General features: G+C 71.4%; 19 protein-coding genes. 5 read left to right on the top strand and 14 right to left on the bottom strand.

Annotation, left to right across the window (positions count from 1 at the left end):
- From MPTA5024_RS36300 to MPTA5024_RS36285, 4 genes are all read right to left on the bottom strand, one after another.
- On the bottom strand, positions 1–699 hold a 699-nt coding region (locus MPTA5024_RS36300), incomplete at its 3' end, for a PAS domain-containing protein (protein ID WP_036332599.1).
- 142 nt (positions 700–841) lie between these two features.
- The gene (locus MPTA5024_RS36295) at positions 842–1,921 is read right to left on the bottom strand and encodes a hypothetical protein (protein ID WP_051459102.1); all 1,080 of its coding nucleotides are present in this window, start codon (positions 1,919–1,921) and stop codon (positions 842–844) included.
- Positions 1,918–3,129: a glycosyltransferase gene (locus tag MPTA5024_RS36290; RefSeq protein ID WP_036332597.1), complete on the bottom strand. Its 1,212-nt coding sequence runs from the start codon at positions 3,127–3,129 to the stop codon at positions 1,918–1,920. The genes MPTA5024_RS36295 and MPTA5024_RS36290 overlap by 4 nt, the downstream gene beginning before the upstream one ends.
- Complete coding sequence (locus tag MPTA5024_RS36285; protein ID WP_036332595.1) at positions 3,126–4,370, bottom strand: MFS transporter; 1,245 nt, start codon at positions 4,368–4,370, stop codon at positions 3,126–3,128. Before MPTA5024_RS36285 ends, MPTA5024_RS36290 begins: the two co-directional genes overlap by 4 nt.
- A gap of 505 nt (positions 4,371–4,875) precedes the next feature.
- Here MPTA5024_RS36285 and MPTA5024_RS36280 point away from each other — a divergent pair.
- Positions 4,876–6,297 (top strand): alkaline phosphatase PhoX, encoded by a 1,422-nt coding sequence (locus MPTA5024_RS36280; RefSeq protein WP_232326794.1) that lies wholly within the window; start codon positions 4,876–4,878, stop codon positions 6,295–6,297.
- A gap of 145 nt (positions 6,298–6,442) precedes the next feature.
- Here the strand turns inward: MPTA5024_RS36280 and MPTA5024_RS36275 are convergent, their stop codons facing one another.
- Together MPTA5024_RS36275 and MPTA5024_RS43040 are read right to left on the bottom strand one after the other, a co-directional pair.
- Positions 6,443–7,822: a sensor histidine kinase gene (locus MPTA5024_RS36275; RefSeq protein WP_036332591.1), complete on the bottom strand. Its 1,380-nt coding sequence runs from the start codon at positions 7,820–7,822 to the stop codon at positions 6,443–6,445.
- Positions 7,819–8,793: a sensor histidine kinase gene (locus MPTA5024_RS43040; protein WP_198167605.1), complete on the bottom strand. Its 975-nt coding sequence runs from the start codon at positions 8,791–8,793 to the stop codon at positions 7,819–7,821. Before MPTA5024_RS43040 ends, MPTA5024_RS36275 begins: the two co-directional genes overlap by 4 nt.
- 1,095 nt (positions 8,794–9,888) lie before the next feature.
- On the opposite strand from MPTA5024_RS43040, the gene MPTA5024_RS36265 reads away from it, so the two are divergent.
- A complete protein-coding gene (locus MPTA5024_RS36265; RefSeq protein ID WP_084370275.1) occupies positions 9,889–12,741 on the top strand; it encodes an AAA family ATPase in 2,853 nt (950 codons plus the stop codon).
- Positions 12,742–12,748: 7 nt separating this feature from the next.
- Here the strand turns inward: MPTA5024_RS36265 and MPTA5024_RS43035 are convergent, their stop codons facing one another.
- On the bottom strand, positions 12,749–12,925 hold the full coding sequence (locus MPTA5024_RS43035) for a hypothetical protein (protein ID WP_198167604.1): 177 nt from the start codon (positions 12,923–12,925) through the stop codon (positions 12,749–12,751).
- A gap of 105 nt (positions 12,926–13,030) precedes the next feature.
- Here MPTA5024_RS43035 and MPTA5024_RS36260 point away from each other — a divergent pair, with 105 nt between their 5' ends.
- Entirely contained in the window at positions 13,031–13,507 is a 477-nt protein-coding gene (locus tag MPTA5024_RS36260; RefSeq protein WP_198167603.1) for a MarR family winged helix-turn-helix transcriptional regulator, read from the top strand.
- Between the two features lie 71 nt (positions 13,508–13,578).
- On the opposite strand, the gene MPTA5024_RS36255 is transcribed toward MPTA5024_RS36260, so the two are convergent.
- The 7 genes from MPTA5024_RS36255 to MPTA5024_RS36225 all read right to left on the bottom strand — a co-directional run bounded on the left by MPTA5024_RS36255 (position 13,579) and on the right by MPTA5024_RS36225 (position 20,222).
- Positions 13,579–14,298 (bottom strand): N-acetylmannosamine-6-phosphate 2-epimerase, encoded by a 720-nt coding sequence (locus MPTA5024_RS36255; RefSeq protein WP_051459100.1) that lies wholly within the window; start codon positions 14,296–14,298, stop codon positions 13,579–13,581.
- Positions 14,291–15,244: an ROK family protein gene (locus MPTA5024_RS36250; protein WP_051459099.1), complete on the bottom strand. Its 954-nt coding sequence runs from the start codon at positions 15,242–15,244 to the stop codon at positions 14,291–14,293. Before MPTA5024_RS36250 ends, MPTA5024_RS36255 begins: the two co-directional genes overlap by 8 nt.
- Complete coding sequence (locus tag MPTA5024_RS36245; RefSeq protein WP_036332587.1) at positions 15,241–15,972, bottom strand: GntR family transcriptional regulator; 732 nt, start codon at positions 15,970–15,972, stop codon at positions 15,241–15,243. The genes MPTA5024_RS36250 and MPTA5024_RS36245 overlap by 4 nt, the downstream gene beginning before the upstream one ends.
- Positions 15,972–16,814 carry a carbohydrate ABC transporter permease gene (locus tag MPTA5024_RS36240; protein ID WP_051459098.1) on the bottom strand — a complete coding sequence of 281 codons (843 nt, stop codon included), beginning with the start codon at positions 16,812–16,814 and terminating at the stop codon, positions 15,972–15,974. Before MPTA5024_RS36240 ends, MPTA5024_RS36245 begins: the two co-directional genes overlap by 1 nt.
- The gene (locus MPTA5024_RS36235) at positions 16,811–17,764 is read right to left on the bottom strand and encodes a carbohydrate ABC transporter permease (RefSeq protein ID WP_198167602.1); all 954 of its coding nucleotides are present in this window, start codon (positions 17,762–17,764) and stop codon (positions 16,811–16,813) included. Before MPTA5024_RS36235 ends, MPTA5024_RS36240 begins: the two co-directional genes overlap by 4 nt.
- A gap of 7 nt (positions 17,765–17,771) precedes the next feature.
- A complete protein-coding gene (locus tag MPTA5024_RS36230) occupies positions 17,772–18,956 on the bottom strand; it encodes an extracellular solute-binding protein (RefSeq protein ID WP_198167601.1) in 1,185 nt (394 codons plus the stop codon).
- Positions 18,957–19,331: 375 nt separating this feature from the next.
- Entirely contained in the window at positions 19,332–20,222 is an 891-nt protein-coding gene (locus tag MPTA5024_RS36225; RefSeq protein ID WP_198167600.1) for an AraC family transcriptional regulator, read from the bottom strand.
- Between the two features lie 178 nt (positions 20,223–20,400).
- Between MPTA5024_RS36225 and MPTA5024_RS36220 the strand changes: the two genes are divergently transcribed.
- Positions 20,401–21,483: an aldo/keto reductase gene (locus MPTA5024_RS36220; protein ID WP_036332585.1), complete on the top strand. Its 1,083-nt coding sequence runs from the start codon at positions 20,401–20,403 to the stop codon at positions 21,481–21,483.
- 527 nt (positions 21,484–22,010) lie between these two features.
- A partial coding sequence (locus MPTA5024_RS36215) for an RICIN domain-containing protein (RefSeq protein WP_198167599.1) occupies positions 22,011–22,703 on the top strand: 693 nt, incomplete at its 3' end.

The following is a 22,703-nucleotide window of genomic DNA, read 5'->3' as shown; positions in this document are numbered from 1 at the left end:
GGAGATCCCGGTCGCCCCCGCCAGCCGCGCGCCGCCGCCGTCCTCGAACAGGTAGGTCAGCGTGAACGGGAGGTCGTGCGGGTTGCGGCCGAGCTGCCTGCAGGCGAAGGCCAGCATCTCCTGCTCGGTGCGGACCACGCTGGGATCGGAGCCGAGGTCGCGCAGCGTCGCCATCCGCCGCTCGCCGACGACCCGCTCGGTGTCCTCGCTGACCACGCATAACATGCCGACGACGGCGCCGGCGTCGTCGCGGAGGGGGCTGTAGGAGAACGTGTGGTAGGTCTCCTCCGGGTAGCCGGCCCGTTCGAGGAACAGCAGCAGGGCCTCGTCCCAGGTCGCCTTGGCCGTGGCCAGCACGGTGTCGATCCGCGGGCCGATGTCGTCCCAGATCTCCGCCCACACCTCGCCGGCCGGCCGGCCGAGCGCCCACGGGTACTTCCGGCCCAGGGTGTCGCGGCGGTAGGCGGCGTTGCAGAAGAAGGTCAGCTCCGGTCCCCACGCCATCCACATGGAGAAGCGGGACGACAGCAGGATGCTCACCGCGGTCTGCAGGCTCTGCGGCCACCCGGCCGGCGGCCCGAGCGGCGTTCCCGACCAGTCGACCGTCGCCAGATCCCGGCCGACCTCGTCGTCGGCGGCGAACACCTCGTGTCCGGCCGCCGTCCGCGGCTCGTGCTCAGCGCCGTCCCAGTGGGTCACGTGACACCCTTTCGTTGACGCCGGGCCCAGCCGTCCCACGCCGGACTCACCGCCGTGCCGTCGGCGCACGGCGGGCCGCGCTCAGCCTCCCGGAGACCGGCGGCCGATCGCAGGATAGTGAATGCCCCCGACACGCGGCGACTCACCTGCGCAGGGCGGCCTCCGCACCGGTGCGCACGGCGAGGCGGAGCAGCCGGAACGCGTCCTCCCCGAGCTCGCGCAGGACCGGGAGCGGCAGACAGCGGCGGAAGCCGCCCGGGAAGGCCGAGAGCAGGGCGGCACGGCAGACCGGGTCCTCGGCCCGGGCGGCGACGGCGTCCGGAGGCACCCCGGCGACGAGTCCGACGCCGACGCCGTACAGCCAGAACTCGAAGAGCACGATCTCGGTGAGGGCGGCGCGCAGCGCGTCCGCCCCCCGGACGCAGGCGGTGAACGTCCGGCGCAGCTCGTCCATGGTGACCTGCGCCGGCAGCCGGGCGGCGAAGGGCTGCCCGGTCCATCCCGGCTCGTCGTCCGGGCCGCACGGGAACCACTCGGCGACCAGGCGCATCCAGGACAGGTGCGGCACGTGGGCGAGGCCGGCCCCAGCCGCCTCGGCCTCCGGCACTCGGACCCGGGGCGCGGGAAGGTGACAGGCCGAGTGGCGCAACCCCTGGAACCCGTTGCCGGTGAGGCTCGGCCGGTCGTCGTGCTCGACCAGGTTGGGGACGGCGACGACCGGCGTGACCCCCGCCTCCCGGAGGTGGCGGCGGACGGCGATGTCGTCGGGCTCGATCTCCCGGAACGCGCGCCGGCCCAGCGCGCGAGCGTGCTCGGCGGGCAGGACGAGGGCCTGGGTCGGGACGTAGGGGTCGGCGACCGCCGCGAACGCGGCGCCGCGCAGGGCGGCGACCCTGATCATGGACGCGGTGCGCGAGCCCCATTCCGCGAAGAGACCGATCGCCGAGTCAGGACGGGCCCCGACCACCGCGGGCAGGAGCCGCGCGAAGCCGTCGCAGAAGATCACGTCGTCCTGGACGACCAGGTGGTGGGTGGCGCCGGGCTCCACGGCCGACCATGCGGCGAGGGCCGTGGCGAGGCTGTGCCCCCGGTCCGGCTCGGGGTCGAACACGACCGTGATGCCGAGCTCCGCGTGTGCATCGGCCATCGCCCGCACCGCGTCGGCGCGGGACGGGTGGGCCATGGCGGCGACCGAGATCGCGAGCTCTCCGGCGCGGATCATCCCCTCACCGCCCGTTCCACCGCCAGCGAGCCGGTCACGTACGACACCAACTGCCCGGCGCCGTCGGCGGCGACGAGGGCCTCGCGGAACCGGGCCGGCTGGGCGCCGCCCTTCAGCTTCACGGCGGCCAGGATCTTGTCCCGGACGACGACCGCGGCGTCGCCGGGCGCCAGCACGACGCCGAGGCCGAGCTCCTCGACGCGCGCGGCGTTGAGGAGCTGCTCGGGGGAGTGGGGCAGGAAGACCAGGGGCGTGCCCGCGGCCAGCCCCTCGGTGATCGACCCGTGGCCGCCGTGCGTCACCACGGCGTCCGCCGCCCTCGTGACGTCCACCGCGTCGTGCCGGAAGCCGGTGACGCGGACGGTGGCCCGGCGGGCGAGAGCGGCGAGCTCGCGTTCGGTCGAGCGCACCACCTCGGGGGTCGCCGCGACGCCCAGGGTGATCTGCACGTGCAGGTCGAGGTCTCCCACGGCGTCGACGACGCGCCGGATCTCGTGGTTCCCCGCGCCGCTCCCGCCGAGGGTGACGTGCAGGAGCCCGTCCTGCGGCGCCGGAACGGGGGCACGCGGCGGTCGGGCTATCTCGGGTGGGAGCAGCGGTCCGACATGACGGATCTCCCGGGTGAGCGAGCAGATCAGCGCGGAGGTCTCCGGCGGGACGCCGGCCAGGTCGTCCAGCACGGCCAGATCCGGGACCAGGACGGCGTCGCCGAGAACGCGCCGGGCGTGGCGGCCGGGCACGCCCAGCGAGGAGAGCGTGGCGATGATCTCGGGAAGCACCACGTGCATGGGATGCCGGAACAGCCGCAGGTTGTGGATGGAGTAACCGGGCACGCCCCGCATGGCGGCGGCCACGCCGGCCGTGTTGCGCATGTCGGAGATGACGACATCGGGACAGTGGCCGTCGATGAGCCGGAGCTCGTCCTCCAGGCACTCCGCGACGTAGGCGGGGCTCGCCAGCCTCCCGCGGCTGAACTCGCGCAGCCGCTCGGGGTCGTCCATGCCCCGCCAGGCGGGGGCCGGGCCGAGCTCTCTGACCGGATACCACGCGACGCCCGCCCGTTCCGGGATCCCGCGGCACTCCTCGTGGCAGGCGACGGCCACGGCGTGGCCCTCCCGGGCGAACCGGGCGGCCGCAGTCGTGGAGCGGACGATGTGGCCGAGGCTGCTGCGGGAGAAGGCGAAGAAGAGCACGCGCAGGGCTGTCACAGGGCCACCTCGTGCCGTCGGCCGACGAGCGCGAACCCGGTGAGGACCAGGCTCGCGACGGCGGGAAGCAGGAAGACCAGCAGCGCGCCGCGGATCCCGGTCGTCTCGGCGAGCAGTCCGCAGACCGCGGAGCCGAGCGGGACGCAGCCCCACACGAGCGTGCGCCCTGCCGCGTTGACCCTGCCCTGCATCTCGGACGGGGCGATCACCTGCCGGGCGGAGATGCTGAAGATCATCAGGGTGGTGTGCGCGAGGTTCCACAGGAAGATCGCGGCCAGGGCGGCGATCCAGCCGGTCGTCAGGGCGTAGCCCGCCATCAGCCCGGCCTCCAGCGTCAGCAGTGCCGCCACCACGCCGACGGGAGGCAGGCCCCGCAGCCGCGGCGCGGCCAGCGACGCGAGCAGGGCCCCCGCGCTGGACCCCGCGATGATCCAGGAGATCCGGTAGTCCTCGGTGCCGAGGGACAGCGCCCGGTCGGCGAAGACCACGATGAGCCCGTAGACGGCTCCGGCGCTGAGCCCCGAGCCGATCCCCACGAGGGTGAGCAGCCGCACGGTCGGCTGGCCCGCGATGAAGCGGAAGCCCTCGGCCATCTCGGCGACCGGCCGCCGCTCCGGACGCGAGCGCCCGCGCTCCGGCTCGGCGACCCGCACCGCCGAAAGGAGGCCGGCCGACAGCGCGGAGAACGCCGCCAGGACGGCGAACGTCCCGCCGACCCCCAGGTGCGCCAGCAGGAAGAAGCCACCCGGCCCGGCGACCGCGGTGACCAGGGTGGAGGCCGCCCACAGGTGCCCGTTCGCCTGGAACACCCGCGTCCTGCCCACCACCGCGGGGACGAAGGCGGCCGACGCGACGTCGAACCACACGAAGACCGTCGCCGTGGCGAACCCGAACGCGCACAGCGCGACCGCCGACAGGGCGTGCGCGCCGGCGAGCACCGGTACGGCCAGCAGGACGACGGCGTTGGCCGCCTCCATGGCCACCAGCAAGCGGCGCGGCGCGGCCCGGTCGACGACGACGCCGGCCACCACGCCGAAGAGGATGTACGGGATCACGTTCATCGCGCTCACCAGGCCCGCGAGCGCGGCGGAGTCCGTCACGGAGTACGCGTAGAGGGGCAGCACGACCCAGGTGCCCGCCGTGGCCGCGGCCGACGCCGTCCTGCTGGCGAACACCAGCATGAACGGCCGGTGGGCGAGCAGCGACCCGGCGCCCTCCCGGGTCTGCTCGGCGACCGTCATGACGGCCCTCCCGCGCCCCGTGCCCCGGGAGAGCCGGGCCGCGGACCGAGCCCGGACCACGGGCGAAACCGTGACGGATGTGTCGAGACGGCGCTTGTCAAAAGGTCCCCGTAGATTAGGCCGGAATATGGAAGCGCTCCCACATGTGCTCGCCCCCGGCATCACCTGCCGGATGCCGTGACGTTGGCACCCTATGATCGCGTCCCGATGTGGGCCTACTTCCAGCGTGCTCTCCTCCCGTCGCAGCCCTGCCGGACGGCTTCGCCGCCCTGCGCGATGAGCGCGGAGGCGGCGCGGGTGGAGCCGCACACGGGCGGGGGTGCGGCCTGGGCATCCGCGACGTGGGATGCCATGCGCGTCGGACATGTCTGTCCGGGGCGCTGACCTGGCCCTTTCTATGATCGTCAGAACGCGTTCACCCATGCGTACGCCGCCCTGAAGGAGACGTTCAGGGTGGCGGCATTGGATCTCATGGCCTGCCTGAAGCTCCCCGAAAGGTATGTCTGTGAGTTCCTCCTTCTCCCGCCGCGACCTCATGCGCTCGGCCGCCGCCGGCGGTCTCGGCATCGCCATCGCCGGCAGCATCGAGGCCATCGCCGGCCCCGCCGCCGCGCAGGCCGCCCAGGCCGGAGCCGGCAAGACGATCGGGTACGGCCCGGTGGTCCCCGACCCCAAGGGCCTGCTCGCCCTGCCCAAGGGCTTCTCGTACACGATCGTGGCCCAGGCCGGCACGACGCTTCTGGAGACGGGCGAGCCGACCCCCAGCGACGCCGACGGCACCGGATGCTTCGCCGGTCGCGACGGCTGGGTCCTGGTGAACAACCACGAGATCAGTGGCGACGAGCCCTACGGCGTGCCCGCCCTGCCCGGGCTGACCTACGACCCCGGCGCGAAGGGCGGCACCACCACCATCGAGGTCGACAGGAACGGCAACCGGATCCGCGAGTACGTCAGCGTGGCCGGAACGCACAACAACTGCGCGGGCGGCATCACGCCGTGGAACACCTGGCTGACCTGTGAGGAGACCGAGCAGCGGGCCGGCGGCGCGTTCCAGAAGGACCACGGTTACGTCTTCGAGGTCGACCCGTTCGACCGGGAGGCCAACGCGAACCCCGTCCCTTTGAAGTTCCTCGGCCGCTACTCCCACGAGGCCGTCGCGGTCAACCCGCGCACCTCCGAGATCTACCTGACGGAGGACGCGAGCGGCCCGAACGGGCTGTACTTCCGCTGGACCCCGCCCCGCGGCTTCCACGGCCGGAAGGGCGCGCTGCGGGCGCTGGCCCTCGGCCCCGGCGGCGATACGGCCGGGACGCTGCAGGCCATGCGGTGCCGCAAGGGAAGCAGGCACATCGCCGACCTGTCCGAGGCGACCCAGCCGGGCACCCGCTACAAGGTGGAATGGGTGGACGTGCCGGACCGGAACGCCACGACCACCTCGGTGCGCAAGCAGTTCACCGACGACCAGATCACCCGCAGCCGCAAGCTGGAGGGCGCCTGGTGGGGTGACGGCGGCGCCTACTTCGTCGCGAGCTACGCCCGTCACACCGACGGCAGCGTCAACGAGCACGACGGCCAGGTCTGGTTCTACGACCCCGAGTCGGAGACCGTCACGCTCACGACCATCTTCGGCGTCAACCCCGACCCCGAGGCGGACACCGACTACGACGGGCCGGACAACATCACCGTCTCGCCGTACGGCGGGGTCATCCTGGCCGAGGACGGCGAGGGACTGTCGCACCTGGTGGGCGTGACGGACAAGGGCACGCCGTACCCGATGGCCCGCAACGAGCTGAACGACAGCGAGTTCACCGGGCCGACGTTCAGCGGCGACGGCCGCATCCTGTTCGCCAACATCCAGACCCCCGGCTACGTCCTCGCCATCACCGGTCCCTGGACCCAGACGCACGGCGGCCCCGGGCACCACTGACCCGCTCCGCGGGCCGGCTGACGCGTGAGCCCGGCCGGTGAGCGGGAAACCGCGATGAGCCGCTCCACCGGCGCCGGTGGAGCGGCTTCGCGTCGCTCCGGCCGCCGCCGGCTGAGTTCGCCCGCGCGGCTCCCGGCGGACGCGCTCAGTCGCCGATCCGGGAGTCCAGCGGAAGGCGGACGACGAAGCGGGCGCCTCGATCGCTGTCCCTGATGGTCAGGGTGCCCTCGTGGCGTTCGGCGATCAGCCGGGCGATGGGGAGGCCGAGGCCGATTCCTCCGGCGTCCCTGCTGCGCGCGCTGTCCAGCCGCGTGAAGCGCTGGAACACCGTCTCGCGCTGGTCGGCGGCGATTCCCGCGCCGTCGTCGAGGACCTCCAGTTCCGCGACGTCCCTCCCGCAGCGCGTGCCGCCGTTCTCCCGCCGGAGCGTGACGGTGACGGTGGAGGACGCGTGCCGCTGGGCGTTCTGCAGCAGGTTGCAGACCAGCTGCCGCAGCTGCGCCCGGTCGCCGTTGACGGTCACCCCCGGTGTCAACTGGAGGAGGACCCTCCTGCTGACCTGGTGGCTCCTCAGCTCCAGGGCGATGAGCTCGGCCAGGTCGACCGGCTGTCGCTCACACGGACCGCCGGCGTCGAACCGGGTGAGCGTCAGCAGACCGCTCGTGATCGACTGGAGACGCTCCACGCTCGGAAGGACGTCGTCGCACAGCTTGCTCAGTTCGACGTCCTCGGCCGCCAGGAGGGCGTCCTCCAGCTGGACGCGGATGGCGGTGATCGGGGTGCGGAGCTCGTGGGACGCGTCGGCGCAGAAGCGCCGCTGCTGTTCGAGCATGTTCTCCAGCCGGTCCAGCGTCTCGTTCACGCTCCGGGCCAGCCGGTAGATCTCGTCCTTCACCTTGGGAACGGGGACCCGGCGGCCCAGGTTGGTGCTCCGGATGTGGTCGAGCTGGGCCCGGATGGCGTCCACGGGTTTGAGCGAGCTGGCGACCGTGTGCCGCGCCCCGTAGGCGACCGCGCCCGTGAAGACGACCGTTCCCGCCACCAGGAGGGCCGCCACACCCGGATAGACGAAGAACGGCAGCGTCGGTGCGGCGCTGTACACGGTCCAGTCGCCGTTGCGATACACCTGCTGCGCGACGACGATGTGGCAGCCGCCGGATGGGAACACGGAATTGCACACCACGTCGGTCGCCACCCGTCTGGGGCTTCTCGGCGTGAAATGCGCCATGAGCGGCCGGTGCTGCAGATCTTTGGTCGCGGCGACCACCCGTCCCTGCGGGTCGACCACCTGGACGGGACGGATCAGGTTCTGCGGGATCGGCGGCAGCGGGTTGACGACCTGCCCGTGGTCGACGTCGTACGCGGTCAATTCGCCGACCGCCGTCACCTCCTGGGTGAGGTTCTGGGTGGCCATCCTGTTGAGGGCGAACAACAGGGCGATGGAGAACGCGATGCAGAGCATGCTGACCGCGATGCTGATGAACAGCGCCAGGCGGGCGCGGATCGAACAGTTTTCAAGCCTCATGACGACCCCGTCTCAGTCGGCCGGACTCGGGGCAGCCGCAGGACGAAACGCGCCCCGCCGACTGTGCTTTCTTCGACGCTGAGAGTCCCCTGATGCGCCAAGGCGATGTCGCGGGCGATGGCCAGGCCGAGCCCGGTGCCGTGGCGGTCGAGCCGGCGGGCGTCGTCCAACCGGGTGAAGCGTTGGAACACCCGCTCGCGGTCGGCTTCGGCGATCCCCGGCCCGTCGTCGCTGACCGCGACCTCGACCGCGGTGGGCTCGGCCTGCACCTCGACGCACACCACACGCCGGGAGTGCCTCTGCGCGTTGTTCAGCAGGTTGGCGAGCAACCGGCTGATCTGGGACGGCACCGCGGTGACGGTGGCGCCGTGGGTGACGCGGAGCCGCACCGGGTGCCGATCCGTTCGTTGCGCGATCTCGGCCTTGACCAGGGCCGCGAGGTCGAGCTGCCGCCACTCGGCGGGTGGGCAGGTACGCACACGAGCGAGGCACAGGATGTCCTCGGTGATCGCCTGAAGCCGGTCCACCTGGGCCAGCGTCGTGTCGAGCAGCTCCGGCAGCGGCAGCCCGCCGGGATCCTGCTGTGCCGCTTCCAGCTGCACCCGCAGCCCGGTGATGGGAGTGCGCAGTTCGTGGGCGACGTCCGAGGCGAACTGCCGTTGACGGCGGGCGAGCTCCTCGAGTTCCTCCTTGGCCTTGTGCATACGCCCCAGAGCCTGGTTGATCGTGAGGCTCAACCGGGTGATCTCCTGCGCCCTCCTCGGCACCGAGACGCCGACGGCCAGGTGGCCGAAGTCGATCCGGGAGAGTTCGGCGCCCACCGTTTCCAGGGGGCGTAGCAGCCGTCCGCTCACCTTCCAGGTGACCCAGGCGTTCAGGGCGATCAGCTCGGCGGTCTCGAGCGACACGAGCAACGGGAGAGAGACGGGCCACGCGAGGCCCAGCAGCGACTGCCCCGTCTCGACGACCACCCGGGACCCGGCGGGGAAGACGGCGGTACACGCCGGCATGGGCTGCGAGGCGCCCGTGCGCCGCTCGAGGTTTCTCAAAGGGGGCCGGGGCGGCGTTCCCCGGGCGGCGGGCGGCGATGACCCGGCGGGGCCGGTCGCGACCAGAGGGGTGACCGGGCTGACGCCGCCGGCACCCCGTCGCACCTGGCCGTACGCCGCCAGGTGACCCACGGCGCCCGTCAGAGCGGTCCTGTACGGATCACACCGCCAGCGGACGGTCCCGGCCCTGGCCAGAAGGTACATCCCCCCTCCTGCCGGGAGAAGGGTGAGGATGGTCATGGCGGTGGCCAGCAGGGTCAGCTGCCCTCGGATCGAGCGCGGAGCCCATCGCCCCCGCAGCGGCCCCCGGCCACGGTCCGGAAGCCGGTGGCCGTTCTCATGGCTCACGGAGCCCGGCGACTGACTCACCGAGCCCGGCGACGACGCTCCGGCGGGGCCGGAGGTCCTGTGCGCGTGCTCGGAGAAGGCATGGCAGGCGGAGCCGGTCGCGGAGGGCCGGTGCTGCGGCCGGTCGGCTTTCGGGGGGCGGCGGGGGGCCCGCGGCCGGGATCCGTGTTCGCCGTTCTCCGCGCGAGAGGCCTTCGCGCTGTCCGTCCTGTCGCTCGTCCGAAGCGCGTGCCAGGCGACCGTCGGCGACCCGCCGGTCAGCACGCGTACGAGGCCCTTGGCGGCGGCCATCCACGTGAGCAGCGTGACCAGGGGCCACATGAGGATCAGCAATTTATCGGTCAGGTCCACCATCGCCATCCTTTCGAAATAGGAATTCGAGGGATGTCAGGCTCCTGAGAGGGCCGGGAAGGCGTGGCGCGTCGTCGGACGCACCCGTTCTCGGTACCGCTCAGTCGTGGGTCCTTTCGTGGCCAGCTCATAAGCAGGAAATGAGCTGACGAATACGATCCTGAACGGCGCAGACGCACGTCGTATCGCACATTTGTGTAGCTCTGCGCTCCTCCGCGCGGCCTGTGATCACCGGTCTGATCCGTGACGCGAGGCGACGGACGGGCCCGCCGCGCGGGCCTGTTGCGGGGCCGTGTGCGCCGGGTGTCTCATGGATTCATGGGGGACGTGTCCCGGAATGTCCTGGATGCGGCGGAGGGGCCTGATTCTCGGGAGACATCCTGGGCTGGTTGGCGCGGCCGTGCCCGGGAGTGGGAGCTCGTCGCCGGCATGCTCCGGGCGGCTCGCGTGGGCAGGGGCGGGGTCCTGCTGGTGGAGGGCCGGCCGGGCGTCGGCAAGAGCCGCATGCTCGACGTGGCGGCCGCCACCGCGGCCAGGTGGGGGTTCCGGGTGGTCCGCGGCGTCGCGGACGAGCTGACCCAGCTGATGCCGCTTGCCCCGCTGATCTCGGCGCTGGAGGAGTCGGGCTGCGCTCTGCGCGCCGGCGACAACGGCGGCGTGCCCGGCCCGGTCGATCGGCGGCTGCTGTTGCTGGAGCAGCTGCAGGGACCGCTGGAGACACTCGTGGCGCACGGGCCCGTGCTGCTCACCTTGGACGACCTGCAGTGGGCCGACCCCATGACTCTGCTGGCGCTGCGGTCGCTGACCGGTGACTTCGCCTCCTCCCCGCTCATCTGGATGCTGGCCCGTACGACCGGCGGAGGCGACGCCGACCGCCTCGACCGCGTGTTCAACACGCTGGAACGCGAGGGCGCGACGCGGATCCGGCTGAAGGCTCTGGACGGCGCGGCGGTGGCCGAGGTGGTCGCCGACGTCCTCGGGGCGGTGCCGGAGCCGGACGTGCTGGCCCTGGCCGCCATAGCGGACGCCAACCCCTTCCTGCTCGTCGACCTCATGGAGAAGCTCAAGCGGGAGGGCGGGTTCCGGATCGCCGACGGCCGCGCCTGGTTGGTGTCGACGCGGCTGCCGCCGGCTCAGGCGGTCACCCGTGAGCGCCTGGAGGAGCTGTCCGGACCGACCAGGCACATGCTCCAGGTCGCCGGGGTCCTGGGCCGTTCGTTCTCCGTGAAGGACCTGGCCGAGATGCTCGGCGAATCGACGGGCGATCTGCTGCCCATGCTGGAGGAGGCGATGTCGGCGGGCATCGTCGAATCGGCCGGGTACGAGCTGGCATTCCGGCACGACCTCCTGTGGGAGGCGGTGACGGAGACCCTGTCCACCGCCGTCCGGCGGGCCCTGCACCGCGAGGCAGGGGAGATGCTGCTCAAACGCGGCGGGTCGGCCGTTCCCGCCGCCGCGCACCTCATCCACAGCGCCGGCCACGGTGACGTGTGCGCCCTGCTCGCGCTGGACCGGGCGGCGCGGGAGGTGCTGCGGTCCTCGCCGCAGACCGCCGCCGATCTCGCCAAGCGGGCGCTGGAGCTGACCGACGCCGCCGACCCCGACTGGGTGGGCCGCGCCGCCATCGCGGTCGACGCCCTGACGGCCATCGGGCGGCTGTGCGAGGCCGCCGATCTCGCTCGTCCCGCGCTCAGCAGGGCTCCCCCCGCGTTGGCGCATCGCCTGCGATGCGCGCTGGCGTACATCCTGCTTCTGGGCGGCCGGCCGGCCGACGCGGTGTCCGAGGCCGAAAGCCTGCTCAGCCGGGAGGACATCTCCGATGACCTTCGCGGCGTCGCCGAGTGGACGGTGTTCTGGGGGCTCATCTCCCTGAGCGACCTGGGGGAGGGACAACGGCGGGCGGAGGCCGTCCTCGCCGATCGCGACGGGCGTTCCGACACGGCCGTGGTGGGCGCTCTGCTGATGCTCTCCCGGTGCGCCATGGTCGACGGACGGGTCGACGACTCGTTCGCGCACCTGAACGAGGCCCTGCGGATCGGGAACACCGGCGTCGTGGAGGCCGTCCAGCGGCCGTTCACACGACTGCTGCTGGGCCATCTTCACCGGTGCCTGTGCCAGCTCGACGCGGCCGACCTGGCCATCCGGGCGGCCGAGGAGGACATCGAGGCCCTCGGCGTCACCGTGCTGGCCGCGCAGCCCGCGCTCTTCCGCGCCCGCGTGAAGCTCGCCGCCGCCCGGCTCGACGACGCCGCCGCCGAGGCTCAGGCCGGAATGACGATCGCGGACGACATGGGCACGCGCGGGTTCATCCGCGTGGGGCTGTCGGTACTCGCGTACATCGCCGTGCGGCGCGGCGACATGGACGCCGCGGCGCGCAACATCAAGAGGTACGCGTGTGAACCCGGCGCCGCCGGAATGCTCTTCGGATCGGCGTGGGAGAGGTGGGTGGAGGCCGTGGTCGCCGAGGCCCAGGGCGATCGCGAACGGGCGATGGACATCCTCGGCCCCTTCTACACCGACGCGGACAAACGACGATGGACGCTCATCACGGTGCCCCTCGGGGCCGCCTGGATGACCCGGCTGGCGCTGGCCTCGGGAAACCAGGCCTACGCGCGGACCGTCGTCGACACGGCCGACGACCTCGAACGGAGGAACCCCGACTACCCGATCTTCGCCGCGGCGGCCGCACACGCTCGCGGCCTTCTCCACGCCGACCCCGCCGACCTCGCCTTCGCCGCCGCCAACCACCCGCAACTGTGGGAGCGCGCCTCGGCCGCCGAGGACCTCGGGGTCCTGCTCACCACGTCAGGCGCCTCCGGAGACCGCGAGCGGGCGATCGGCAGCCTCGACCAGGCGCACGACGGCTACCAGCAGATCGGCGCCCTCCGGGACGCGGCCCGCGCGCGGGCGCGCCTGCGCGCACTGGGCGTCCGGCGCCGCCACTGGGCCCAGTCACACCAGCGGGAATTCGGCTGGGACAGCCTCACCGACACGGAACGGGCGGTGGCGGAGCTGATCGCCCAGGGACTGACCAATCGTCAGGCCGCCGCACAGATGTTCCTGTCCCCGCACACGGTCTCGGCGCATCTTCGCCGGATCTTCGCCAAGCTCGACATCGCGTCCCGGGCCGAACTCGCCCGCATCTTCGCCGAAAAGGACCGGGACTCGTAGCTGGCTGTCAGCTTCCCACCAGCATGACGATGCCGACGATGACGAGATGGATCAGCACGGTGAACACGAGGACGGCGGCGAACAGCCATGCCGCCGGTTTGTGCTCGAAGTTCTTGCCCTCCTTCAGCGGCGGCCGCTTGGCGACGCGGTCGGCGATGCGCTCTTCGAGACTCTTACGTGCCATGAGCGTTCCTCACTGGGCGGCGGAGCGGAGGGCCCTAATGGTTAGTGCACTAAATGTTAGTGTACTAAGGCGGTAGGGTGAGGAGTAGCGGCAACGGAGGGGTGCATGAGTGACATTGGCGACACCGTCGAGATCGTCGACCCGCTGGCCCTGGAGAACCAGGTCTGCTTCGCCCTCGCGGTGGCCTCGCGCTCGGTGATCGGCCTCTACCGGCCGGTGCTGGAGCCGATGGGGCTGACCCACCCGCAGTACCTGGTGATGCTGGCGCTGTGGCAGCACGCCCCGCTGTCGGTCAAGGACCTCAGCAGGCTGCTGCAGCTGGAGCCGGCCACGCTGTCGCCGTTGCTCAAGCGCCTGGAAGCCGCGGGCCTCATCGAGCGCCGCCGTTCCAGCGACGACGAGCGCTCCCTCGCGGTGATGCTGACCCCGAAGGGACGCGACCTGCGCAGGCAGGCCGAGAAGGTCCCCGCGACGATCGTCGAGCGCCTGGGGATGGACCTGGCCGAGTTGCAGACCCTCCACCAGGCACTCACCCGGGTGATCGCCGCCGCGGGAGACGCCCACCTCGCCGTACCGCGCTGACCGGAGCGCCCGCCCATACCCTCTTTCAGGGACGGGCGGGCACCCGGCTGACGGGATCGCTCACCGGTTCATCAGACGGCCGGCTCGTCACGAAGGGGTGAGGCGGACGCGGCGGCGGCTGTCACGGCGTCGGCGAACCGGGCGGTGATGACGCCGGGGCGGGTGATGGCGGTGCCGACCACGACGCACCAGGCGCCGTTGCGGAGCGCGGCGACCGCCTCGTCGGGTGTCCAGATGCGGCCCTCGGCGACCACCGGGACGGTGAGCCGACCCGCCAGGTCGGCCACGAGGTCGAGGTCCGGGCCGTGGTCCTGCCGGGAATGGGGCGTGTAGCCGGACAACGTGGTGCCGACCAGGTCGCAGCCGATCTTCTCCGCCGCCAGGCCCTCCTCCAGGACGGACACGTCCGCCATGACGAGCGCGCCGGCGGCGTGCGCGGCCTCCACGCACTCCTCCAGGGTGGCGCCGCCCGGCCGCGGGCGTCCGGTCGCGTCCACGGCGACGATGTCGGCGCCCGCGTCGACCACGGCGGTGACATGACGCGGGGTGGGGGTGATGTAGACGCCCTCCGTCCCGTCCTTCCACAGCCCGATGATCGGTACGTCGACGCGGGAACGCACGGCGCGGACGTCCTCCGGGGAGTTGATCCGCACAGCCGCGGCACCCCCGGCGACGGCCGCCGCGGCGATGGCGGCGATGTGATCCGGGCTGCGCAGCGGGTCTCCGGGTGGGGCCTGGCAGCTGACCACGAGCTGTCCTCGCAGCTGCTTCAGGACCGTCGTGTCAGGCATGGGTTTCCTCTCCAAGGTATGAGGGGGCCTCATGTGCCGCCCGTCGCATCCGGTGGTCGCGGGCGAGCGCCGCCGCGCCGACCGCGACGGCGTCGGAGCCGAGCCGGGCCCGCACGATCGGCAGGTCACGTAGCGGCGGCAGCAGGTGTTCGGCGGCCGCCGCGCGCAGTGGGGCGAGCAGCAGATCGGCCGCGTCGAGGACGCCTCCGCCGAGCACGACCACGTCGGGGTCGAGCGCGTTGGCCAGCCCGGCCACCGCGCGGCCGAGCACCGCGGCGGCGTGGTCGAGCACCGCGGCGGCGTCCCGGTCGCCGGCGCGCGCCAGCGACGCCACCTCCGAGCCGGTCACGCTCACCCCGGTGAGCGCCGTGTACGCGCGGGCGAGAGCCGGGCCCGCCGCCACGGACTCCAGATGCCCTCGTCCTCCGCAGGGGCAGGCCGCGTCGCCGCCGACCGGTAGATGCCCGAACTCCCCGGCGGCGCCGTGACGGCCGTGGATCAGCCGGCCGTCGCTGAGCACCGCGCCGCCGACCCCGGTGCCGACCACCACGGCCAGTGCGTGTGAGGCGCCGGCCGCGGCTCCGATCTTCGCCTCCGCGTACAGGGCGGCGTTGCCGTCGTTGTCGACGATCGCCGGCACGCCCAGCAGTTCCTCGGTGATCGCCCTCAGGGGCTTGCCGGACCAGCCGCTGAACGTGGAGGTCGACGAGGCGACCGCGCCCGTCTCGGGATCGACGACGCCGGCGGCGCCCACACCCGCGGCGGCGACGGGGAGACCCAGCGTGGTGAGCAGCTCTTGTGTCAGTCGCGCGGCCTCCGCCAGGATCACGCGGGCGCCGGCCTCGACCGGGGTCGGGGCGCGGGTCGCGGCGAGGATGCGGAGCTCGTCGTCGCAGATGACGACGTGGGTCTTCGTGCCGCCGATGTCGATGCCCGCCCAGCTCATGAGCGCGCCTCCCGGGTGATGGTCACGTCGAAGGCGTACCGGTCGCCTCGATAGAGCGTGGTGCCGAGCTCGACGGCACGTCCGCGCGCGTCCACGGCGACGCGGCTGACGATCAGGGCGGGCGACCGCGGGGGTACCTCGAGCAGCTCCGCCTGGGCGTCGTCGACGACCGTGGACTGCACCACCTGCCGGGCCCGTACGGCCCGCACGCCGTAGGCCGCGTCCAGCACGTCGTACAGGCTGCCGCTGAGATCGTGGTCGAGCAGGCCGGGGACGAGCTCCGCGGGGAGGTACACCTCCTCCAGGGCCATCGGGGTCTGGTTGGCCAGGCGGAGCCGCCGCAGATGCGCGACCTGTGTGCCCGGCGAAAGCCTGAGGCGCTGCGCGACGTCCGCCGTCGCGGGCACCAGCTCGGCTTCGAGCAACCGTGTGCCCGGGCGGAGGCCGCGCTCGCGCATGTCCTCACTGAACGAGGTGAGCCGCAGCGTCTTGCTCACGAGGGCCGTCTCGCTGACGTAGGTGCCGCTGCCGTGGATCCGGTAGACGAGCCCCTCGGCCTCCAGCCCGGCCAGGGCCTTCCGCACGGTCATCCGGCTGATGCCGAACATCTCCATGAGCTCTCGCTCGCTGGGCAGAGCGTCCCCCGGGCGCAGGTCGGTCCTGATCCGCTCGGCGAGCCGAGCGCGGACCTGATCGTATTTGGGTCCCGCGTTCGTCGTGGAAGCCATCAGCCCTTCACCGCCCCCATGGACAGGCCGCTCACCAGGTACCGCTGGGCGGCGACGGCGAACACGATCGGCACCAGCGCCGACAGCAACGTCGCCGCGGACACGTCTCCCCATCGGATGCCGTAGCTGGTCACGAAGTTGGCCGCCCCGACGGTGACGGGGGTGGCCCTGGTCGTGGAGACGACCACCGCGAACAGGTAGTCGGCCCAGGTGAACAGGAACGTCAGAACCGAGACCGCCACCAGGCTGGGCGCCAGCATCGGAGTGACGATCGAGGTCAGGATCCGGTAGTCGTTCGCCCCGTCGACGGCCGCGGCCTCCTCCACCTGGATCGGGAGATCGCGCAGGCCGGCGGCCAGCAGCACCATGGCCAGCGGCAGGTTGAGGAACGTGTTGACCAGCATCAGACCGGCCACCGTGTCCAGCAGTCCCACGAAGGAGAACAGGAGATAGAAGGGCACGGCGAAGAAGATGGCCGGCAACAGCCGCAGCGCGGCGACCCCGCTGAGCACCCAGCGTCCGCCCCACCCGAGGCGGACCACGGCGTAGCTGGACGGCACCGCGACGAGCAGCACGAGGACGACGGTGCCGCAGGCGATCATCGTGCTGTTGGCGAAGAAGGCCGGGAAGTCGTACCCGGCGGCCCCCAGAGCGTTGGCGAAGTGCTCAAGCGTGGGATGCCCGGCCGGCGCGAGCGGACTGGTCGCTATCTCCCCGTCGGTCTTGAAGCTGACGTTGAGGGCGTTCAGCAGCGGCAGGTTGATCACAACCGCGATCAGGGCGACCACCGCGGTCATCACGAACCGCCGCAGCCGCCGGCCCGATGTGAATGACGTGCTCACCGGCGTCCCTCCCCTGGCTTTCCCACAATGCGCCGGACCACGACGGGCACAAGCCCGATGAGCAGCAGCAACAGCACCACCGAGGCCGCGGACGCGATACCGAAGTCACCGTCGGTGAACGCCGTCTTGTAGATGTAGATGCTCGCGGTCGTCGTCGAGGTGCCCGGACCGCCGCCCGTCAGGACGTAGACGACGTCGAAGGTGCGGAAGGCGTCGATGGCGCGCAGGAACGCCGCCGAGGCGAGGACCGGTCCCATGACGGGGGCCACGACCGATCGCAGCGTGCGCACGTAGGAGGCCCCGTCGACGGCGGCGGCCTCGTACAGGTCCGCCGGCACCCCTTGCAGGCCCGCGTAGAGGATGAGGAACGTGAACGGCGTCCACTGCAGCACGTCGAGCACGACCAGAAGCGGGACGACGCTGGACGGGTCGAACAGCGACACGCTCACGCCGAACCTGGCGAGCAGGGCGGGCAGGGCCCCGATGTCGCCGTTGAGCAGCAGGCGGAACATCACTCCCAGCAGCGACGGAGCCACCATGATCGGCAGCAGGAGCGCGGTGAACAGCACCCGATGCCCGGGGAGCCGCTGGTTGACCAGGAGCGCGAGACCGAAGCCCAGCGGGACCTCGAGAACGACGACGGCCGCGGTGAACGCCGCGGTGAACCCCAGGGAGTGCCAGAAGGCGCCGTCGCCGAGGACCGCGCCGTAGTTGGCCAGGCCAGCGAAGGGGGCGTCGGTTCCGCTCAGCGTCCGCCGTGTGAGGCTCGTCCACACGCCGTAGGCGATCGGAGCCGCCACGAGCAGCACCAGGAACGCCAGCAGCGGGGCGCCGAGGATCCAGCGGGTTCTTACCGACCGGGCCCTGACCTCATGGGGGTTGCTCTGGGGATGGCGGGTCCGGGCGCCCAGGGAGGGGCGCCCAGACCGAAGCCACGTGTGCGTACTCACGCGTTGATCATCCACTCAGCCGGTTCAGGGCGTCGTCGGCTTTGGCCAACGCGGCGTCCGCGGGCTCACGTCCCACCCAGGCGCCGCTGAGCGCGTCGGCGAGATCGCTGTACGCCTGGAAGCTGTTCTTCAGGGTGGGCTCGGCGAACCCGTACGTGCCGATGCTGTCGGTGATGGAGGAGAAGACCGGGTTGGTGGCCTGCTGCGCCTGGAGCACCGACGGCATGGCCGGGATGCCTCCCGCCTGCGCGTACGTGGTCATGGCCGTCGGCGTGGCCAGGTACGTGAGCCACTTCATCGCGTTGGTCTTGTTCTTCGAGTACTTGTTCAGCCCGACCGCCAGCGCGTGCACGTGTGTCTTGTGCTGCTCACCCGGGACCGGCGCGATGCCGATCTTTCCTGCCGTCTTCGGTGACTTCTCGGCGCTGTTGAGGTCGGCGTAGCCCGCCGACCACTGCAGCGCGAACGCCGCGTTGCCGGACTGCATCGCCGCCTGGGTCTCCGGGAACTCCGCCTGCGCCGAGTCGGGGGAGGTCAGCCCCTTGGTGTAGACGGTGGAGTAGACCGACATCGCGGCCTTTCCCGCGGCGCTGTTCAGCGTCGGCTTGCCGGAGGAGTCCAGCCAGCTCCCGCCCTGGCTCCACAGGACGTCGTCCCAGATCATGACGTTGTACAGCAGGTTCTTCGCCTGCAACGCGGTGCCGTACGTCGTGGGTGAGCCGGGGTTGTACTTCTTGGTGAAGAACGCGGCCGCGGCGACGAAGTCGTCCCAGTTCCAGTCCGCCGGAGGCTTCGGCGTCAGGCTCTTGCCGACGACCTCCTGGCTGACCTTGCCGTACTCGGCCTTCCACGCGGCGTCGGACATCAGCTGGTCGATGAGGTCCTTCCGGTAGAGCAGGAAGTGGTTGCTCACATCGAGCGGGAGCCCGTAGAGCTTGCCCTCGTACGTCAGCCCGTCCACGGCCACCGGGAAGTAGGCCGACGAGTCGACCCCCGCGATGGGGTCGAGGCTGGGCGCGTGCTGCCCGACGATGTAGCTGGCGGTGAAGTAGACGTCCACCGAGCTCGACTTGGCCGCCATCTCCGTCGCCTCCTTGGCGAAGGTGTCCGTACGGCTCAGAAGGGTCATCTTGACCGTGACCCCGTCCTTCTTCCCCTGGCCGGCGTTGTAGGCGTCGACCACCTTCTGCATCGCGTCACCCTCGGGACCGGGCCAGAGAACCATCTGGACGGTGCCTCCACCGGCGCCGGACCCACCTCCCGCGGCGCCGGCGCACCCTGCCGCCCCGCTCATAGCCACCAGCGCGATCGCTGCCGCGGTGAATCTTCGTACCCGCATCGCCTCTCCAAGTGGTCCGTACCAATATGGCAGGTGGCACGGAATAATCCTCTATGACCCACCTCACGTCAAGAGTGCGGGCGAAAGGCCGCCGAGAAGTGGTACGGACGACTTGTGCCCCGATAGGCCGTGCCTGGCCACAACGCGTGAGCGAACAACGGGATCTTCGGCCGGCGGACGGGCGCCGCGACCGTCAGAGGGAGCCGCCCCGGCAGGCGGTCGTACGGGCTACTCCTCGACGATGGCCATGGTCTGCAGGCGTACCGCGTCCCGCCCCGGCGGCATGCCGAACATGCGCCGGTACTCCCGGCTGAACTGCGACGGGTTGTCGTAGCCGACGGCGTGGCCGATCGCGGCGACGTCGTTCGGCGCGGAGATGAGCTCGATGCGGGCCTTCTGCAGCCGGATCTGCTTCTGGTACTGCAGCGGGCTCATCGCGGTCACCGCGCGGAAGTGCCGGTTGAGGGACGAGACGCTCGTGCCGATGTCCGAGGCGAGGTCGTCGATGCGGATCACCTGGTCGTACCGGGACCTGATCCAGGCGATGGCACGGGCGACGAGGGCGAGGCGGCTGTCCGCCGCGCCGGCCTGCCTGATCAGGGCGCCCTGGGGTCCGTTCAGCAGCCGCCAGTGGATCTCCCGCCGCACCCCGTCCCCGAGCACCCGGAGGTCACGTGGCTCCTCAAGCAGCCGCAGCAGCCGGACGAGGGCGTCGAGCAGCCTGTCGTCCGCGTCGCTGATCGCCAGGCCCGGCCCGTCGTGGGGCCGGATGGCGGTGGGCCCGCCGTCCACCAGCAGCTGGGCGATCAGCGCGGGCTGGAGCCGCAGCCCGAGCGCGAGGAACGGCTCGCGGCGGCTGGCCTGGGTGATCTGCGAGGTCAGGGGGAGGGCGACGGTCACCACGGCGGCCTGGCCGGGGTGGTGCTCGAAGACGTGGCCGCCGAGGGCCGAGCGCTTCACTCCCTGCACGACCAGGGCCAGCATCGGCTCGGTGACCGTGGCCATCGTCTCGGTCACGTGGTCGGCGGCGAACACCATGGCGTCCTCGACCCACAGGGGGCGGCGGCTGTCTCCGGCGAGGCGCACGATCCGGCGGCCGAGTTCGTCCAGGTGGCTCACCACCCGAGTGAACCACGGCTTTGGGCGGACGTGCATCATGATCCGGGCAAACTTGAGCGGATCGTGCAAGGGTCCGAGCGCAATGACCTAGGTGGTCATGCGGGTCCCCCACTTCAATAGGACGTGTCCGGAGACCGCTTCGCCGGCTCTCATATCCCCTGAACGTGGAGGTCCACGAATGTCGCTCGATTCCTATGTCACCCTCGGCCGCTCGGGCCTGCGGGTCAGTCCGTTCACGCTGGGAACGATGACCTTCGGCCCGGACTGGGGCTGGGGCAGCAGCGTAGAGGACTCGACGAAGATCCTCGCGACCTATGTCGAGCGCGGCGGCAATTCGATCGACACCGCCAACGTCTACACCAACGGCCACTCCGAGAAGATCATCGGGGACTACCTCGCCGGCAGGCCGTCGCTGCGTGACCGGCTCGTGCTCGGCACGAAGTTCTTCGGCAACCTGTATGAGAACGACCCGAACGGCGGCGGACCCAGCCGTAAGGCCATCGTGCAACAGCTGGAGAACTCGCTGCGCCGCCTCCAGACCGACTACGTCGACATCTACTGGCTGCACAACTTCGACCCGGTCACCCCCGTGGAGGAGACCCTTCGCACGCTGGACGACCTCGTCGGCGCCGGCAAGATCCGCTACGTGGGCTTCTCCGACGTGCCGGCGTGGGCGACCGCCGAAGCGGCCACACTCGCGCGGTTGCGCGGGTGGGCTCCGATCATCGCGGTGCAGGTGCAGTACTCGCTCCTCGAGCGCACCTCGGAGGGCGAGCTGGTCCCGATGTCCCAGGCGCTGGGCATGGGCGTGATGCCGTGGTCCCCGCTGCACGGAGGGATGCTGTCGGGCAAGTACTCCAGCGCTGACAGCGCCGTCCCGGACGCGAACCGCTCGCGGATTCCCGACGAGCCGGGTCCGGCCGAACTGACCGTGATCGACGCCGTGAACGCCGTCGCCGAGGAGACGGGCGCGACGTCCGCCCAGGTCGCCCTGGCCTGGGTGCAGGGGCGGGCCGGAGTCGTCTCCACCCTGATCGGCGCACGCACCATCGACCAGTTCGAGACCAACGTCGGCGCCCTGGACGTGACGCTCAGCGAGGCCCACCGCGCCGCGCTCGACGAGGTCTCGGCGCCCAAGCTGAACTTCCCGGCCGAGAACAACCGGCTTCTGGCGCCGCACCTCCAGTTCGCGGGGGCGACGGTGGACGGCCGTTCCTCGGTCGCGTCCCCGTTGCTGCTCGCCTCCAGCGCCCGCTACTGACCACCCCGGGCCGTCGGTTGAAACTTTCATCACCAGCCGTTCTCGCCCACGGTGCGGGCCGGGCCGGAAATCCCAGATGGGCGCGTTCCAGAAGGTCCGAAGCGCCATCGGAGCCCTCGATCGCCCTCTTGACGCGTCCCGGCGAGCCCTGATTTGCTCCGCCATTACCGCTGGCATCGGCCCCTGTGGACGCGACCTTCCGCGCCGCGGACAGATGTTAGCGTTAACACGCCCTGCCCTGGGAAGGAGGTCTCCATGATCGGAGGCGGTCCGCGGCTGCGTGCCATCTCAGAGGCGTCCCGGGCGTGGCCGGCACCGGGAGGGGCGCCCTGAACGCCCCGGGCCTGGTGCCGGTGGTGGGACGCGTGTCATCGGTCACCCAGACCGAGGATCTCCAGGCGACGAGGGTTCGCCGCTGCCTCGACCACCCGGGGGCAGCGAGCGGTTCAGCCGGACGTACCGGCTCCTGTCGCTTCCTGCCGTATGACACAGGAACACTCTGCCTCGTATCCCCCCAGGAGTAGACCATGGAGTCACCCCCCATCCGTTCGGCCGTCGGCCGATGGCGTTCGCCTGTTGGGCTGGCGGTGCGCCTGACCGCCGTGCTGGCGACCCTCCTCGCCGCCGCCCTGACATTGTCGGCACCGGCCTCGGCGGCGACCACGCCGCTGATCGGGGTGGGGTCGGGGCGGTGCCTGGACGTCACCGGCGTCTCCCAGACCAACGGCACGCAGGTGCAGATCTGGGATTGCAACGGCCAGAACAACCAGCAGTGGACCACCACCAGCGCCAGTGAGCTGCGGGTGTACGGCAGCAAGTGCCTCGACGTGAACGGCGGCGGCACCGCGGACGGCACCTCGGTGATCATCTGGGACTGCAACGGGCAGAACAACCAGAAGTGGCGCCTCAACTCCGACGGCACCATCACCGCCATCGGCGCGAACAAGTGCCTGGACGTCGTCGGCGCCGGCACCGCCAACGGCACCAAGGTGCAGATCTACACCTGCCACACCGGCACCAACCAGCGCTGGACCACCGGAACGCAGACCAGCCCCTCGCCGACGCCCACACCGACTCCGACGGGTACGTGTGATCTTCCGTCGTCGTATCGGTGGACGTCGACGGGTGCGCTGGCGACGCCGAAGTCGGGGTGGGTGTCGCTGAAGGACTTCACCAACGTGGTGTACAACGGCAAGCACCTGGTCTACGCCACGACGCAT

The sequence above is a fragment of the Microbispora sp. ATCC PTA-5024 genome (assembly GCF_000511135.2).
Lineage (GTDB): Bacteria > Actinomycetota > Actinomycetes > Streptosporangiales > Streptosporangiaceae > Microbispora > Microbispora corallina.
This window is presented reverse-complemented; position numbering and strand designations above follow the sequence as displayed.

What these genes read in the sequence shown, in the direction of transcription:
- MPTA5024_RS36295 (WP_051459102.1), bottom strand. Translation starts at nt 1,921, where the DNA reads ATGATCCGCGCCGGAGAGCTCGCGATCTCGGTCGCCGCCATGGCCCAC.
- MPTA5024_RS36285 (WP_036332595.1), bottom strand. Translation starts at nt 4,370, where the DNA reads ATGACGGTCGCCGAGCAGACCCGGGAGGGCGCCGGGTCGCTGCTCGCC.
- MPTA5024_RS36275 (WP_036332591.1), bottom strand. Translation starts at nt 7,822, where the DNA reads ATGAGGCTTGAAAACTGTTCGATCCGCGCCCGCCTGGCGCTGTTCATC.
- MPTA5024_RS36265 (WP_084370275.1), top strand. Translation starts at nt 9,889, where the DNA reads ATGGGGGACGTGTCCCGGAATGTCCTGGATGCGGCGGAGGGGCCTGAT.
- MPTA5024_RS43035 (WP_198167604.1), bottom strand. Translation starts at nt 12,925, where the DNA reads ATGGCACGTAAGAGTCTCGAAGAGCGCATCGCCGACCGCGTCGCCAAG.
- MPTA5024_RS36260 (WP_198167603.1), top strand. Translation starts at nt 13,031, where the DNA reads ATGAGTGACATTGGCGACACCGTCGAGATCGTCGACCCGCTGGCCCTG.
- MPTA5024_RS36255 (WP_051459100.1), bottom strand. Translation starts at nt 14,298, where the DNA reads ATGCCTGACACGACGGTCCTGAAGCAGCTGCGAGGACAGCTCGTGGTC.
- MPTA5024_RS36250 (WP_051459099.1), bottom strand. Translation starts at nt 15,244, where the DNA reads ATGAGCTGGGCGGGCATCGACATCGGCGGCACGAAGACCCACGTCGTC.
- MPTA5024_RS36245 (WP_036332587.1), bottom strand. Translation starts at nt 15,972, where the DNA reads ATGGCTTCCACGACGAACGCGGGACCCAAATACGATCAGGTCCGCGCT.
- MPTA5024_RS36230 (WP_198167601.1), bottom strand. Translation starts at nt 18,956, where the DNA reads ATGCAGAAGGTGGTCGACGCCTACAACGCCGGCCAGGGGAAGAAGGAC.
- MPTA5024_RS36220 (WP_036332585.1), top strand. Translation starts at nt 20,401, where the DNA reads ATGTCGCTCGATTCCTATGTCACCCTCGGCCGCTCGGGCCTGCGGGTC.